At 72.8% G+C, this 13,376-nt stretch carries 10 protein-coding genes; 7 read left to right on the forward strand and 3 right to left on the reverse strand.

Annotation, left to right across the window (positions count from 1 at the left end; genetic code table 11):
* From ACTYVM_RS22295 to ACTYVM_RS22315, 5 genes are all read left to right on the forward strand, one after another.
* Positions 1 to 957: alpha-glucosidase C-terminal domain-containing protein (locus ACTYVM_RS22295; protein WP_445527628.1), on the forward strand; the 957-nt coding region annotated here is incomplete at its 5' end.
* A gap of 29 nt (positions 958 to 986) precedes the next feature.
* Positions 987 to 2,375, forward strand: a complete 1,389-nt coding sequence (locus ACTYVM_RS22300) for a maltokinase N-terminal cap-like domain-containing protein (protein WP_445527629.1) — start codon at positions 987 to 989, stop codon at positions 2,373 to 2,375.
* Positions 2,376 to 2,379: 4 nt separating this feature from the next.
* Positions 2,380 to 4,614 carry a 1,4-alpha-glucan branching enzyme gene (gene glgB, locus ACTYVM_RS22305; protein WP_445527630.1) on the forward strand — a complete coding sequence of 745 codons (2,235 nt, stop codon included), beginning with the start codon at positions 2,380 to 2,382 and terminating at the stop codon, positions 4,612 to 4,614.
* Between the two features lie 133 nt (positions 4,615 to 4,747).
* Positions 4,748 to 6,673 carry an AMP-dependent synthetase/ligase gene (locus ACTYVM_RS22310; RefSeq protein WP_445527631.1) on the forward strand — a complete coding sequence of 642 codons (1,926 nt, stop codon included), beginning with the start codon at positions 4,748 to 4,750 and terminating at the stop codon, positions 6,671 to 6,673.
* A gap of 144 nt (positions 6,674 to 6,817) precedes the next feature.
* Complete coding sequence (locus ACTYVM_RS22315; RefSeq protein WP_445527632.1) at positions 6,818 to 7,252, forward strand: ATP-binding protein; 435 nt, start codon at positions 6,818 to 6,820, stop codon at positions 7,250 to 7,252.
* 83 nt (positions 7,253 to 7,335) lie between these two features.
* Here the strand turns inward: ACTYVM_RS22315 and ACTYVM_RS22320 are convergent, their stop codons facing one another.
* On the reverse strand, positions 7,336 to 7,707 hold the full coding sequence (locus tag ACTYVM_RS22320) for a PRC-barrel domain-containing protein (RefSeq protein ID WP_445527633.1): 372 nt from the start codon (positions 7,705 to 7,707) through the stop codon (positions 7,336 to 7,338).
* A gap of 454 nt (positions 7,708 to 8,161) precedes the next feature.
* On the opposite strand from ACTYVM_RS22320, the gene ACTYVM_RS22325 reads away from it, so the two are divergent.
* Both ACTYVM_RS22325 and ACTYVM_RS22330 read left to right on the forward strand, forming a co-directional pair.
* Entirely contained in the window at positions 8,162 to 9,526 is a 1,365-nt protein-coding gene (locus ACTYVM_RS22325; protein ID WP_445527634.1) for an NAD(P)/FAD-dependent oxidoreductase, read from the forward strand.
* 122 nt (positions 9,527 to 9,648) lie between these two features.
* Positions 9,649 to 11,901 carry an FUSC family protein gene (locus tag ACTYVM_RS22330; RefSeq protein WP_445527635.1) on the forward strand — a complete coding sequence of 751 codons (2,253 nt, stop codon included), beginning with the start codon at positions 9,649 to 9,651 and terminating at the stop codon, positions 11,899 to 11,901.
* A 34-nt stretch (positions 11,902 to 11,935) separates the two neighbouring features.
* Here ACTYVM_RS22330 and ACTYVM_RS22335 read toward each other — a convergent pair whose 3' ends face one another.
* Together ACTYVM_RS22335 and ACTYVM_RS22340 are read right to left on the reverse strand one after the other, a co-directional pair.
* On the reverse strand, positions 11,936 to 12,367 hold the full coding sequence (locus ACTYVM_RS22335; RefSeq protein WP_384441570.1) for a hypothetical protein: 432 nt from the start codon (positions 12,365 to 12,367) through the stop codon (positions 11,936 to 11,938).
* 48 nt (positions 12,368 to 12,415) lie between these two features.
* Positions 12,416 to 13,285, reverse strand: coding sequence for a SigB/SigF/SigG family RNA polymerase sigma factor (locus ACTYVM_RS22340; protein ID WP_445527636.1), 870 nt, complete (start codon positions 13,283 to 13,285; stop codon positions 12,416 to 12,418).
* Between the last annotated feature and the right edge of the window lie 91 nt (positions 13,286 to 13,376).

Consider the following 13,376-nt stretch of genomic DNA (forward strand, 5'->3'; position numbering starts at 1 on the left):
GTGCTGCTGGCGGAGGCGAACCAGTGGCCGGAGGACGTGGTCGACTACTTCGGCGACTACGCCGCCGGCGGCGACGAGTGCCACATGGCCTTCCACTTCCCCGTCATGCCCCGCATCTTCATGGCGGTCCGCAGGGAGAGCCGCTACCCCGTCTCCGAGATCCTCGCCAAGACCCCCGCCATCCCCGCCACCTGCCAGTGGGGCGTCTTCCTGCGCAACCACGACGAGCTCACCCTCGAAATGGTCACCGACGAGGAACGCGACTACATGTGGGCCGAATACGCCAAAGACCCCCGCATGCGCGCCAACATCGGCATCCGCCGCCGCCTCGCCCCCCTGCTCGACAACGACCGCAACCAGATCGAACTCTTCACCGCCCTGCTGCTCTCCCTGCCCGGCAGCCCCATCCTCTACTACGGCGACGAGATCGGCATGGGCGACAACATCTGGCTCGGCGACCGCGACGCCGTGCGCACCCCCATGCAGTGGACCCCCGACCGCAACGCCGGCTTCTCCTCCTGCGACCCCGGCCGCCTCTACCTGCCCACGATCATGGACCCCGTCTACGGCTACCAGGTCACCAACGTCGAGGCGTCGATGTCCTCCCCCTCGTCGCTGCTGCACTGGACCCGCCGCATGATCGAGATCCGCAAGCAGAACCCCGCCTTCGGACTCGGCTCCTTCACCGAACAGCCCTCCTCCAACCCCGCGGTCATCGCCTTCCTGCGCGAGCACGAGGACGACCTGGTGCTGTGCGTCCACAACTTCTCCCGCTTCGCCCAGCCCACCGAACTCGACCTGCGGGCCTTCCAGGGACGCCACCCGGTCGAACTCATCGGCGGAGTCCGCTTCCCCGCGATCGGGGAACTCCCCTATCTGTTGACCCTGGCGGGCCACGGCTTCTACTGGTTCCGGCTCACCGCCAACGTCGCATCCCGGACCGGCCGACGCGGGTGAGCGTGCGGCCGACGAAAGGAGGCGTGACCATGCCGAAGACCGCGTCGCTGACGCCGAGTGCCAAGAGCCCGGCCGGGCCCTTGGCCTCGCTCGGCTCACTGCTGCGCGATTGGCTGCCGCGGCAACGCTGGTTCGCCGGCAAGGACCGGCCCGTCACCGATCTGCGCCTGCTGTCGATGACGGAACTGTTCCCGGGCTGTCTGCACCTGCTGGTCCACGCCGAGCACGCGGACGTCCACTCCGGTCCCGGCACGGTCCCCTCCCCCACCGGCACGCCCGCCGCGCCGCCCGCCGACTGCTACCAACTGCTGCTCGGCGTACGGCAACAGCTGGCCCCGCGCCTGCACCGGGCGTTCATCGGCCGTCCCGAGGACGGTCCGCTGGCCGGACTCGCGGTCTACGACGCGCTGTGCGACCCGCGTTCGGCACAGCTGCTCCTGGAGCGGATGCGCCACCCCGGCGCCTTCGGCCCGCTGCACTTCGAGGCGGACCCGTCCGTACCGATCCCCGGCGGCCTGGTGCCCAGGCTGCTGGACGCCGAGCAGTCCAACTCCTCGATCATCTACGGGGACGAGTTCATCCTGAAGGTGTTCCGCCGCATCCAGCCGGGCGTCAACCCGGACCTGGAGGTGCCGTGGGCCCTGGCCGGACAGGACTGCACCCGGGTCCCCGCTCCGGTGGCCTGGTTCCGCACCACGCAACCGGAACCGGCGACGCTCGGGGTGCTCCAGCCGTTCCTGCGCGACGCCGCCGACGGCTGGACGCTGGCCCTGCGGGCACTGGCCACCGGTGACGACTTCACCGCCCAGGCGCACCAGTTGGGGCAGGCGACCGCGGAGGTCCACCTGGCGCTGGCCGGCGCCTTCCCCACCGGCGCCCACCAGGACATCGCGCGCACCGCCACGACGATGACCGAACACCTGGAGGCCGCCGCGCACAGCGTCCCCGCGCTGCGGCCCTACGCGCCCCGGCTGCGCACCGCGTTCGCCGCGCTGGCCAGCTGCGACGCCGGGCCGCCCGCCCAGCGCGTGCACGGCGACCTGCACCTCGGCCAGGTGCTGCGGGCCGGGCGGGACTGGTTCGTCATCGACTTCGAGGGCGAACCGTCGCGTCCGCTCGCCGAGCGCCGCATCCCCGAGTCCCCGGTGCGGGACGTGGCGGGCATGCTGCGCTCCTTCGACTACGCCGCCCGCCAGCGCCGCCCCTGGCGCCCGGAGTGGGCGCGCCGCTGCCGGGAGGCGTACTGCGCCGGCTACGCCTCCCGGGCCGGCTGGGACCCCCGCAAGAAACACGCCCTGCTGCGGGCCTACGAGACGGACCGTGCCGTGTACGAAGTGCTGTACGAGGCCCGGCACCGCCCCAACTGGCTCGCCGTACCGATGGCGGCGATCGAACGTCTCGCCGTGAGAGGAGGCTGAACCGGTGGCACTGCGCGACACGTCACTTCCCGAGCCGTCCGGCCCCGTCCTGCCCGCCGCGGTACAGGGCCGAACGGCCCCGCCGCCGGCCCCCGCCGACCGTGAGCGCCTGCTGTCCGGCGCCCACCACGACCCGCACGCGCTGCTCGGCGCGCATCCGGTGCCGGGCGGCATCGCCCTGCGGGTGCTGCGCCCCTTCGCCCGCGCGGTCGACGTGGTCGTGGACGGCGAGCGCACCCCGCTCGCCTCCGAGGGCGACGGGCTGTTCTCGGCCGTACTGCCCCAGGCGGCGATCCCCGCCTACACCCTGGTGGTCGGCTACGAGCAGGACGAGTACGAGGTCCACGACCCCTACCGCTTCCTGCCGGCCCTCGGCGAGCTGGACCTGCACCTGATCCGGGAGGGCCGGCACGAGCAGCTGTGGCGGGCGCTCGGCGCGGAGCCGATGACCCACCAGGGCGTGACCGGCACCCGGTTCACGGTGTGGGCGCCCAACGCCCGGGGCGTGCGGGTGGCCGGCGACTTCAGCCACTGGGACGGGACCGCCTTCCCGATGCGCTCGCTGGGCGCGGCCGGCGTGTGGGAGCTGTTCCTGCCCGGGATCGGGGAGGGCGCGAGGTACAAGTTCGAGATCACCTCGCAGTACGGCGGCCGGTTCCTCAAGGCCGACCCGATGGCCCGCCGCACCGAGGTGCCGCCCGCCACCGCGTCCGTCGTGACGGCGGCGCACCACGAGTGGGACGACGCGGAGTGGATGGCCCACCGGGCGGACACCCCGGTGCACGAGGCGCCGTTCTCGGTGTACGAGGTCCACCTGCCGTCCTGGCGCCCTGGCCTGACCTACCGCCAGCTCGCCGAGCAGCTCCCGGCGTACGTCAAGGACCTTGGCTTCACCCATGTGGAACTGATGCCGGTCGCCGAGCACCCCTACGGCCCCTCCTGGGGCTACCAGGTCACCTCCTACTACGCCCCGACCGCGCGCCTCGGCTCGCCGGACGACTTCCGCTTCTTCGTCGACGCCTGCCACCGGGCCGGGATCGGCGTGATCATGGACTGGGTGCCGGCCCACTTCCCCAAGGACGACTGGGCGCTGGCCCGCTTCGACGGGGACCCGCTGTACGAGCCGGGGAACGCGCAGCGCGCCGAGCACCCCGACTGGGGGACGTACGAGTTCGACTTCGCCCGTACGGAGGTGCGCAACTTCCTGGTCGCGAACGCCGTGTACTGGTGTGAGGAGTTCCATGTCGACGGCCTGCGGGTGGACGCGGTCGCCTCCATGCTCTACCTGGACTACTCGCGCGACTCCGGTCAGTGGACGCCCAACGCGTACGGCGGCCGGGAGGACCTGGACGCGGTGGCGTTCCTCCAGGAGATGAACGCCACCGTGTACCGCAGGACGCCGGGTGTGGTCACCATCGCCGAGGAGTCGACCGCGTGGGGCGGGGTGACCGCGCCGACCGACCGCGGCGGCCTGGGCTTCGGGCTGAAGTGGAACATGGGCTGGATGCACGACTCGCTCCAGTACATGAGCAAGGAGCCGGTGCACCGCAAGTACCACCACCACGAGCTGACCTTCTCGATGGTGTACGCGTACAGCGAGAACTACGTGCTGCCGATCTCGCACGACGAGGTGGTGCACGGCAAGCAGGCTCTGGTGTCGAAGATGCCCGGCGACTGGTGGCAGCGACGCGCGAACCACCGCGCCTACCTGGGCTTCATGTGGGCGCACCCGGGCAAGCAACTGCTGTTCATGGGGCAGGAGTTCGCCCAGGGCGGCGAGTTCTCCGAGGAGCTCGGGCCCGAGTGGTGGCTGCTCGACGACGACTACTGCGCGGCGGGCGACCACCGCGGGGTGCGGGACCTGGTCCGCGACCTCAACAGGTGCTACCGGGCCACACCGGCCCTGTGGCAGCGCGACACCCGGCCCGAGGGCTTTCGCTGGGTGGCCGTGGACGCCACCGACGACAACGTCTACGCGTTCCTGCGCCACGACGCGGCCGGCGCCCCGCTGCTCGCGGTGTCGAACTTCTCCCCCGTGGTGCGCGAGGGCTACCGCCTGGACGTGCCGGGCGAGGTCACCGTGTGGCGCGAGGTCCTCAACACCGACGCCGCCCGCTACGGCGGCGGTGACGTCGGCAACCCCGATCCGCTCGTACCGGGGGGCCGGGCCGGGGACAGGCACCTCCGCCTCACCCTGCCACCGCTCGCGACGCTCTGGCTGACTCCGCACCCCGCCTGAGCGGACCGGGGCGGGGGAACCGGGGCCACTTCCCGGTTCGGGGCCCGTGCCGCGCTGACCTGGGCTACATTCGATCCGCGCCGACCGCGTCCCTCATCGGCGCGGTCACCTCCGTGCACCCCAGGAGCAGCGCATGCGCGACCTCGCCCTCGCTCCGTCCACGGTCGCCCCGCTGACCGGCGGGCTCGCCGACAGCGTCTTCGAGACCGCGAGGACCCGTCCCACCCTGCCGGTGCTCGCGCGCCGCGCCGATCCCTCCTCGCCGGTGTGGGAGGAGGTGACCGCCGCGCAGCTGCGGGACCAGGTGACCGACCTGGCGCGGGGACTGGTCACCGCCGGGATCGCGCCCGGCCACCGGGTGGCGGTCATGGCCCGCACCCGCTACGAGTGGACGGTCCTCGCGTACACGCTGTGGGCGGTCGGCGCCGAGGTCGTCCCGATCCACCCGACCTCCTCACGGGAACAGGTCGAGTGGATCCTGCGTGACTCCGAGTGCGTGGCCGTCGTCGTCGAGGACGAGCAGGGCGTGATGACGGTCGGCCCGATGTGCGCGACGCTGCCCCGGCTCCGGCACGTGTGGCAGCTGGACGCGGGGGCGCTGGAGCAGCTGGTGGAACGGGGAGCGCTGATACCGCCGGCCACGGTGGACTCGCTGCGCCGGATCGTACTGCCAGACGCACCCGCGGTGATCGCCTACACCTCCGGCACCACGGGCCGCGCCCTGGGCTGCGTGCTGAGCCACCGCGCGCTGGCGAGCCCCTGCGACACGCTGCTGGCCGGCTGGGGCCATACCGCCGCGCCACCCGGCGAGCAGGCGTCGGTGCTCGCCTTCCTGCCCTTCTCGCACGTGTACGGGCTGATGGTTCAGGGCCTGTGCGTCCGCGGCGGCATCCTGATGGGCCACGAGCCGGAGCTGGGCGAGGAGGCGCTGGCGTCGGCGCTGCGCACGTTCCGGCCGACGTACCTCCACGCCGTGCCCTCCGTCTTCGAGAAGGTCTACAAGAACTTCCTGCGCGCGGCCCAGCAGGCGAACCGCGGCACGTTGTTCGAGCGTGCGGCCGACACGGCCCGTGACTTCGCCGCGGCGCTGGAGCGGCAGCGGCTCGGCCGGGGTCCGGGCCCCGGCCTCGACCTGCGGCTGCAACACGCCCTGTACGAACGGACGGTGTACCGCGGGCTGCGGACCGCGCTGGGCGGCAGGGTGACCCGCGCCACCTCCGGCGGCTCCCCGCTCAGCCGCGAACTCTCCCTGTTCTACGAGGGCATCGGCATCCCCGTGCACGACGGATACGGCCTCACGGAGACCGGGGGCGGCATCACCATGCAGCCGCTGGGCCGGGAGAAGTCGGGGACCGTCGGCAAGGCCCTGCCGGGCACGGAGATCGAGGTGGCTCAGGACGGGGAGATCCTGGTGCGGGGGCCGTCGCTGTTCCAGGGCTACGTGGGCGACGAGGCCGCGACCCGGGCCGCGCTGCGTGGCGGCCTGCTGGCCACGGGGGACATCGGGAAGCTGGACGCCGAGGGGTATCTGACGATCACCGGGCGCAAGAAGGACGTCATCATCACCAGCGGCGGCAGGAGCGTGGCTCCGGCCCCGCTGGAGCAGCGGCTGCGGACGCACCCACTGGTCCACCAGGCGGTGGTCGTGGGCGACAACCGGCCGTGCGTGGGCGCGCTGATCATCCTGGACCCGGAGTTCCTGGCCCACTGGCGTGCCGCGACTGCGTCGCAGGGCGACGCGCCGGGACGCGAGGCACGCGAGGAGCACGCGTTGCGGGAGGAGATCGGGAGGGCGGTCGCCGCCGCGAACAGCGCCGTCTCCCGCTCGGAGTCCATCCGGGTCTTCCGGGTGCTGCCCGCGCCCTTCGACGTGGCCGGTGGGCTGCTCACACCGTCGATGAAGCCGCGCAGGGACGCCATCGTGCGGCACTACGCGGTCGAGATCGACGCCATGTACCGGGCGCGGAGCCACTCCCCGCGCCGGGACGGCCCGAGCGACCCGACGCCCGACCGGAACGACCGGGACGACCGGGATGACTCGGACAACGTGTTCCGCTGACGCGGGCCAGAGCGCCTTGGCCGGCCCTCCGCCGCCGCGCCGACCGCGCGTAGGGTCCGCGCCGCTGGGAACAAGAGAGTGGGACGCGAGGAAAGGCAAGGAAAGGACGGGAGCCCGGCCGACGGGGCCGGGCCGGAAGGCGAGATGGCATCCGAGCCGCGTGGGGACGACGCACTGGCCACCGAGGGCATTCCGAGCCGCACCGCCCGTTTCGCGGGCGCGTTGCACCATGTCACGGGTGCGCGACTCGCGGCGGAGGAGTTCCTCGACGAGGTCGCACGGCACGCGCGGCCGGCGGCGTCCGAGTACTGGGACGACATCCTGCTGGTCGTCACGGAACTCGCGGCGAACGCGGTGCAGTACGCGCCGGGGCCGTTCGAGCTACGGCTGCGGCGCACCTTCGACGGGGTGCACGTGACGCTCAGCGACACCAGCACCACCCGGCCGGCCCCGCGACCGTTCCGCCCCAGCCGGGGCGGCGGCGGCATCGGCTGGCACCTGATCCACACCTTGTGCGACCAGGTGAGCGTGGTGGTCAACGACCACGGCAAGGACGTGCACGCCTTCCTGCCGTGGTGAGCCCGGATCACCCGGAGCCCCGGCTGCGGACGGGGTCCGGGCTCGGTTCCGGTGTCAGGCCCCGCCGCGGGGGCCGCACCGGTTCACGCGCTGGTCGCCGCCCGCGGCGGAAGCCCGTCGTAGTAGGCACCCACCCGGGTCAGATAGGCCGGGTCCCTGGTCTCGCTGTCGGTCCTGAACGGCGGCGCCGCCTTGATCTGCCCGCGCGAACAGTCCACCGTGACCCTCCGCCCCGCGGAGTCGATGCCGGCGACCATCCCGACGGGCACCAGCACGCTCTTGCCGAACACCCACACGCCGGTCTCCACGACCAGGTGCCGCATCCCCAGGTGGCCGCCCTCCCGGTCCACGTGGCCCACGGTGCCGTCGGTGGCGACGACCGTGAAGCCGGTCAGATCCTCTCCCTCGGTACGAGCGACCTGCGGCGAATACGACCAGATTCTGTCTATGGTCACGCTGCTCCTTCCTCCCCGGGCTGACGTGTCACAAGCCTCGGGCCGACGGTCCCGGCGCGTCGGCTCCCACCGCACCAACTACCCGTCAGCGACCCCGGCATTCGACTCCGCGGGGTGCGCTCGAACGCATCGAGTGCCCATGCACCACGACGCCATGCACGGCCGCCGGGGCGCCGGGCGGCTGACGCCCGCCGGAGCGAACGGGCACCGGCCGGACGTGGGCGCTCCACGAAGGGGCCCATACGGCGCCGGATCCCGGGAACCCGCCGAGGCGGCCCCTGGCGTTCGGGCGGCGGGGACGGCGGCGTCCGGTGCGCGCACGGCCCTATGGGGGCATCGTGGTGCTCGGCGGACCCGACGGATCGCCGAGGTGCGAAGCAGCCGTCCACGGGCAGACGCAGAACGCAAGGACGTCGACGCAGCCGCCCGAAGCCCGCAGAAGGGATGAGACATCGTGACACGACCCAGGATCCTGGTGATCGGCGCAGGCTTCGCCGGTGTGGCGTGCGTCCGCCGTCTGGAGCGCAGGCTCGACCCCAGCGAAGCGGACATCACCCTGGTGACACCGCGTTCGTACCAGCTGTATCTGCCGCTGCTGCCCCAGGTCGCCTCCGGGGTGCTGACACCCCAGTCGGTCGCCGTCTCCCTGCGCCGCAGCAAGAAGTACCGCACCCGGATCATCCCGGGCGGGGCCGTCGGCGTGGACCTGCGGGCCAAGGTGTGCGTCGTCCGCAAACTCACCGACCACATCGTCGACGAGCCGTACGACTACCTCGTGCTCGCCCCCGGCAGCGTCACCCGGACGTTCGACATCCCGGGGCTGCTGGACCACGCCTTCGGCATGAAGACGCTGGCCGAGGCCGCCTACATCCGCGACCACGTCATCACCCAGCTGGACCTCGCCGACGCCAGCGAGGACCCGGCCGAGCGCGCCTCGCGGCTTCAGTTCGTGGTGGTCGGCGGCGGGTACGCCGGCACCGAGACCGCGGCGTGCCTGCAACGGCTGACGCACGCCGCCGTCCAGCGCTACCCGCGGCTGGACCCGGCGCTGATCAGGTGGCACCTGATCGACGTCGCGCCGGCGCTGATGCCGGAACTGGGCGACAAGCTGGGCCGCAGCGCCCAGGAGGTGATGCGCCGCCGGGGCGTCGAGATCTCGCTCGGGGTGTCCATCGCGAAGGCCGGACCGGAGGAGGTCACCTTCACCGACGGCCGGGTGGTGCCGACCCACACCCTGATCTGGACCGCGGGCGTGGTGGCCAGCCCGCTCATCGCGACCCTCGGCGCGGAGACGGTCAGGGGCCGGCTCGCGGTGACCGCCGAGATGCGCCTGCCCGGCCACGACGGCGTGTTCGCGCTCGGGGACTCCGCCGCCGTGCCCGACCTGGCCAAGGGCGGCGGCGCGGTGTGCCCGCCGACCGCGCAGCACGCCACGCGGCAGGGCCGGCGGGTCGCGGAGAACGTCATCGCGACGCTGCGCGGGCAGCCGCTGCGGCCGTACGAGCACAAGGACCTGGGCCTCGTCGTCGACCTCGGCGGCGCGGACGCGGTCTCCAAACCGCTCGGCGTGGAGCTGCGCGGCGTCCCGGCCCAGGCCGTGGCCCGCGGCTACCACCTGGGGGCGCTGCGCACGAACGTCGCCAAGACCAGGGTCGCGACCAACTGGCTGCTCAACGCGGTCGCCGGGGACGACTTCGTACGCACCGGGTTCCAGGCCCGCAAGCCCGCCAAGCTGAAGGATTTCGAGTACACCGACTCGTACATGACGCCCGAGCAGGTGCGGGACCACGTCGAGGGGGTCCGCCCCCGGCAGGTGTGAGACCGGGGCGGGGCCCCAGGGGCACGGCCGGACCGCAAACGGCGGTCCGGTCTGGACATGCCATGCTGGTCGGGCGGATCATTCGGGCGGATCATGACGGGAAAACGGGAGGGTGCGGCGGCGTGGGAGCAGCACAGAGGCCGGTCGGGTCGCGGCTGCGTGATCGCTTCACGGCGTCCGATCCCGGCCTGCTGCGGCTGGCCGCCGGATCGCGGACGGCGGGCTCGATCGCGCTGACGCTCGCCGTCCTCGGCGTGCTGCGCGTGCCCGTGACGCATCTGGTGGCCGGGGCGATCACGTCGATGGCGGCCACCTTCGCCATCCGGGAGAAGCAGCGTGCGCAGCAGGCGGTCACGCTCGCCCTCGGGCTTCCGGTGGCGCTGGCGTCCGTCTCGCTCGGCGCGCTGCTCAACCCGCTCGTGGTGGCCGGGGACGTCTTCTTCGTCGTGCTGATCTTCAGCGCGGTCTACAGCCGCCGGTTCGGCGACCGGGGCAACGCGCTCGGCCTGATCGGCTTCCAGCTCTACTTCATGTCCCTGTTCGTCGGCGCCACCGCGTCGGCGCTGCCCGGGCTCTACGGTGTCATCGCGGTCGCGTTCGCCTCCAGCGCCCTGGTCCGGTTCGTGATCGTGTACGAGACTCCGGCGGGTGTCCTGCAGCGCCTGCGCGAGGCGTTCCGGGTGCGTCTGGCGCAGCTGGTGTCGGCCCAGCTGGAGCTGCTGGACGCCGGTCCGGACGAGGTGGAGAAGGTCGTGCAGGCGGTGCGCGAGGGCACGGCCCGGCTGCACGACACGGCCATGATGATCCAGTCACGGCTGGCGGACGGCACCTCCGACGAGGCCGTGGCGCGGCTGGTGCAGCGGCGCATCGCGGACGCCGAGATCGCCGCCGAGCGGCTGGGGCTGCTCCTGCTCAACGCCCGCAGCGCGGAGCGGACGAACACGCTCACCCTCCACCTGCCCGGCGCGTCCGTCCCCTCGAGCGGCCGGCTGCCGGTGCGGGACGAGGCGACCGAGACGCTGCGCCGCGACCTGCGGGCGCTGGCCGTGCTCGTGCTGCGGCCCGTGGGCGAGGGCGGCGGGACCGCGCTGGCGCACGTCCGCAACCGGCTCCTCGGCTACCGCGACGAGGAGAACCTGCCGCCCGCGTCGCCGGCCGTGCAGGACGTCTTCCGCGGCATCGGCGAGACCGCGCGGGCCGTCATGGGTCTGCGGATCGCGCTGGACGGCCCGCAGGACGAGTCCGACGACACGCCCGCGACGATCCGCTCCCGGGAGGAGCTGGACGCGGAGAACGCCGCCATCGAGGGGGCCGAGGAGGCCGAGCGGGAGGAGCAGGTCCAGACCGGGTGGCGGCGGCCCACCACGCGGGCCGCGGTGCAGGTGGCGGTGGGCTCGTCGCTGGCCATCGTCGGTGGTGAGTTCCTCTCCAGCCAGCGGTGGTACTGGGCGGTGCTGACCTGCTGGATCGTCTTCATCAACACCTCGTCCACGGGCGAGATCCTGGTCAAGGGCTACCGCCGTCTGGTGGGCACCGTGCTCGGCGTGGTGGCCGGGATCGTGCTGGCGGGGCTGGTGGGGCCGCACACGTGGACGGCGCTGGCCCTGGTGCTGGTGTTCGTCTTCGCGATGTTCTACACGGCCCCGCTGTCGTACACGCTGATGTCGTTCTTCGTCACCGCGGCGCTGGGACTGCTGTACACGCTGCTGCACCGGTACAGCGCGGCGGTGCTCGTGCTGCGCGTGGAGGAGACGGCGCTCGGGGCGGCCTGCGGGATCATCGCGGCCGCGCTGGTGCTGCCGGTGCACACCGACCGCCGTACGAACGAGCTGCTCGGCAAGGTGCTGGAGCGGCTGACGGACGTCACGGCCGCCGCCGTCGAGCAGCTCAGCGGCGGCCCGCCGGTCGATCTGCTCGACCGGGCGCGCGACCTGGACCAGGCGCTGGGCGATCTGCGGGCGGGCACGCAGCCCCTGACGCATCCGATCACGCCCCTGCGGGCTCGGCGGAACACCGCCCAGTACGTCATGGCCCTGCTGGAGACGTGCGCCTACCACGCACGGTCGCTGGCGGCGACCGCCGAGCTGCTGCCCACCCATCCGTCGATAGCCGCGGACCCCCGGCTGCGCCTGGCCTGTGCCCGGATCACCCGCAACATCGAGACGATCCGCGCGCACGTGGCCGACGAGCCCACCGGCGCCGAGGTCGAGCGGGGCCCGAGCATCGCCTCGCTGCTGGAGCCGGACGGGGCGCCCGGCACCCCCCGGTTCGGGCGCATCACCGACCGGGTGCTGCGGCACCTCCAGCGCCTGGACGAGGCGGTGGTCGGCCTGGCCCGCCCGCTGGACGTCCCGCTGTCGAAGCCCACGTCGTGACGGGCCGGGGCGCGGTCCCCGGCCCGCCGCCGGGTCAGAAGTCGGTGGGCATGTCGCTGGCCTCGGCGATGCCCCGCAGCTCCTCGGTCTCCCGGTGCCGGTCGCGGATGTAGTCGGCGATCTCGGTCAGGCGCGCCGGGTCGGCGGCGGTCGCCGCGTCGGTGACCACCCGGACCGGGCCGGTCTCCTCGATGTCGAGGACGACCAGCTCGTTGTCCAGCCTGCCGGTGACCGCGGTGGCGATGACCAGGGCGGCCTCGTCCCGTATCTCCTGGGGCAGGCCCTGCGCCTGGGCGCCCTCCAGCGGGAAGTCGGCGGAGGGCACGCCTCGCTCGTCGATCGCCCGCAGCACCGGGTCGACGACGTCGAGCAGCAGTTCGTAGTCCTCTTCGGGCATCCGGACGCGGAGCAGATCGAGATACACCTCCACGGCCCGGCCGTCGGGCGGAAGCTCGTCTTCGTTCATTGGTTCCGTGTTCCCCGCGCACGCCCGCTCAGACGCGCACACGGTCCCTCACGTCGTGGGCCTGGTCGTCGGGGGCGGTCCGCCGGCGGAACGGTGCGCCCGTTCGGCCAGCACCTCGTCGCGCACGCGCGCGCAGCTGCGGCTGATCAGCCGCGAGACGTGCATCTGGGAGATGCCGAGCCGGTCCGCGATGCGGCTTTGTGTCATGTCCTCAAAAAAGCGCATGTAGAGAATGGCCCGCTCCCGTTCGGGAAGCCGGCGCAGCCCCTCCTTGGCCGACTCCCGGTCGACGACGGTCTCGTAGGAGGAGTCCGACGCGCCGAGACTGTCCGCGAGGCTGTAGCCGTCGCCGGCCGACAGTTCGGCGTCCAGGGACAGGGTGCTGAAGCTGTCGATCGCCTCCATTCCCGCGCTGACCTCCTCCTCCGTCAGTCCGGCGTGCGCGGCGATCGCCGCGACGGAGGGTTCGGGGCTGCCGGGGTTCTGGGTGAGTTCGCGCCGGGCCATGCGGACCTTGTTGCGCAGTTCCTGGACGCGGCGGGGCACCCGAAGCGCCCACATCCGGTCCCGGAAGTGCCGCTTGACCTCGCCGGTGATGGTCGGCACGGCGTAGCTCTCGAAGGCGCCGCGATCCGGGTCGAACCGGTCGATGGCCTTGACCAGCCCGAGTGCCGCCACCTGCCGCAGGTCCTCGATGGACTCGCCGCGGTCGCGGAAGCGGCCGGCGATGCGGTGGGCCATGGGCAGCCACGCGCTGACGAGTTCGTCGCGGACGGCCTCCCGTTCCGGGTCGTCCCGGGCGGCGGCGAGGCGTTGGAAGAGGGCGGTGGTGTCCGGGGCGTCGTCGTGCGGCCGGCGGGCGGGCGCCGCCTGGTCCGCGGGGGCGTCGGGGCGGCTTGTCGATATGTCGGTGAGCATGCGGCATGGCTCCTGAACGGTGTTTCAGGGACTGACCGCGGAAGCGTGGTGCCGTCCGGTCCGTCTGGAGACCTCCCGGAGCAGCAGGTAC

Source organism: Streptomyces cyslabdanicus (assembly GCF_052663305.1).

Coding starts and splice junctions, on each gene's coding strand:
- ACTYVM_RS22340 (WP_445527636.1), bottom strand. CDS start 13,285: ATGCTCACCGACATATCGACAAGCCGCCCCGACGCCCCCGCGGACCAG.
- ACTYVM_RS22300 (WP_445527629.1), top strand. CDS start 987: ATGCCGAAGACCGCGTCGCTGACGCCGAGTGCCAAGAGCCCGGCCGGG.
- ACTYVM_RS22335 (WP_384441570.1), bottom strand. CDS start 12,367: ATGAACGAAGACGAGCTTCCGCCCGACGGCCGGGCCGTGGAGGTGTAT.
- ACTYVM_RS22315 (WP_445527632.1), top strand. CDS start 6,818: ATGGCATCCGAGCCGCGTGGGGACGACGCACTGGCCACCGAGGGCATT.
- ACTYVM_RS22310 (WP_445527631.1), top strand. CDS start 4,748: ATGCGCGACCTCGCCCTCGCTCCGTCCACGGTCGCCCCGCTGACCGGC.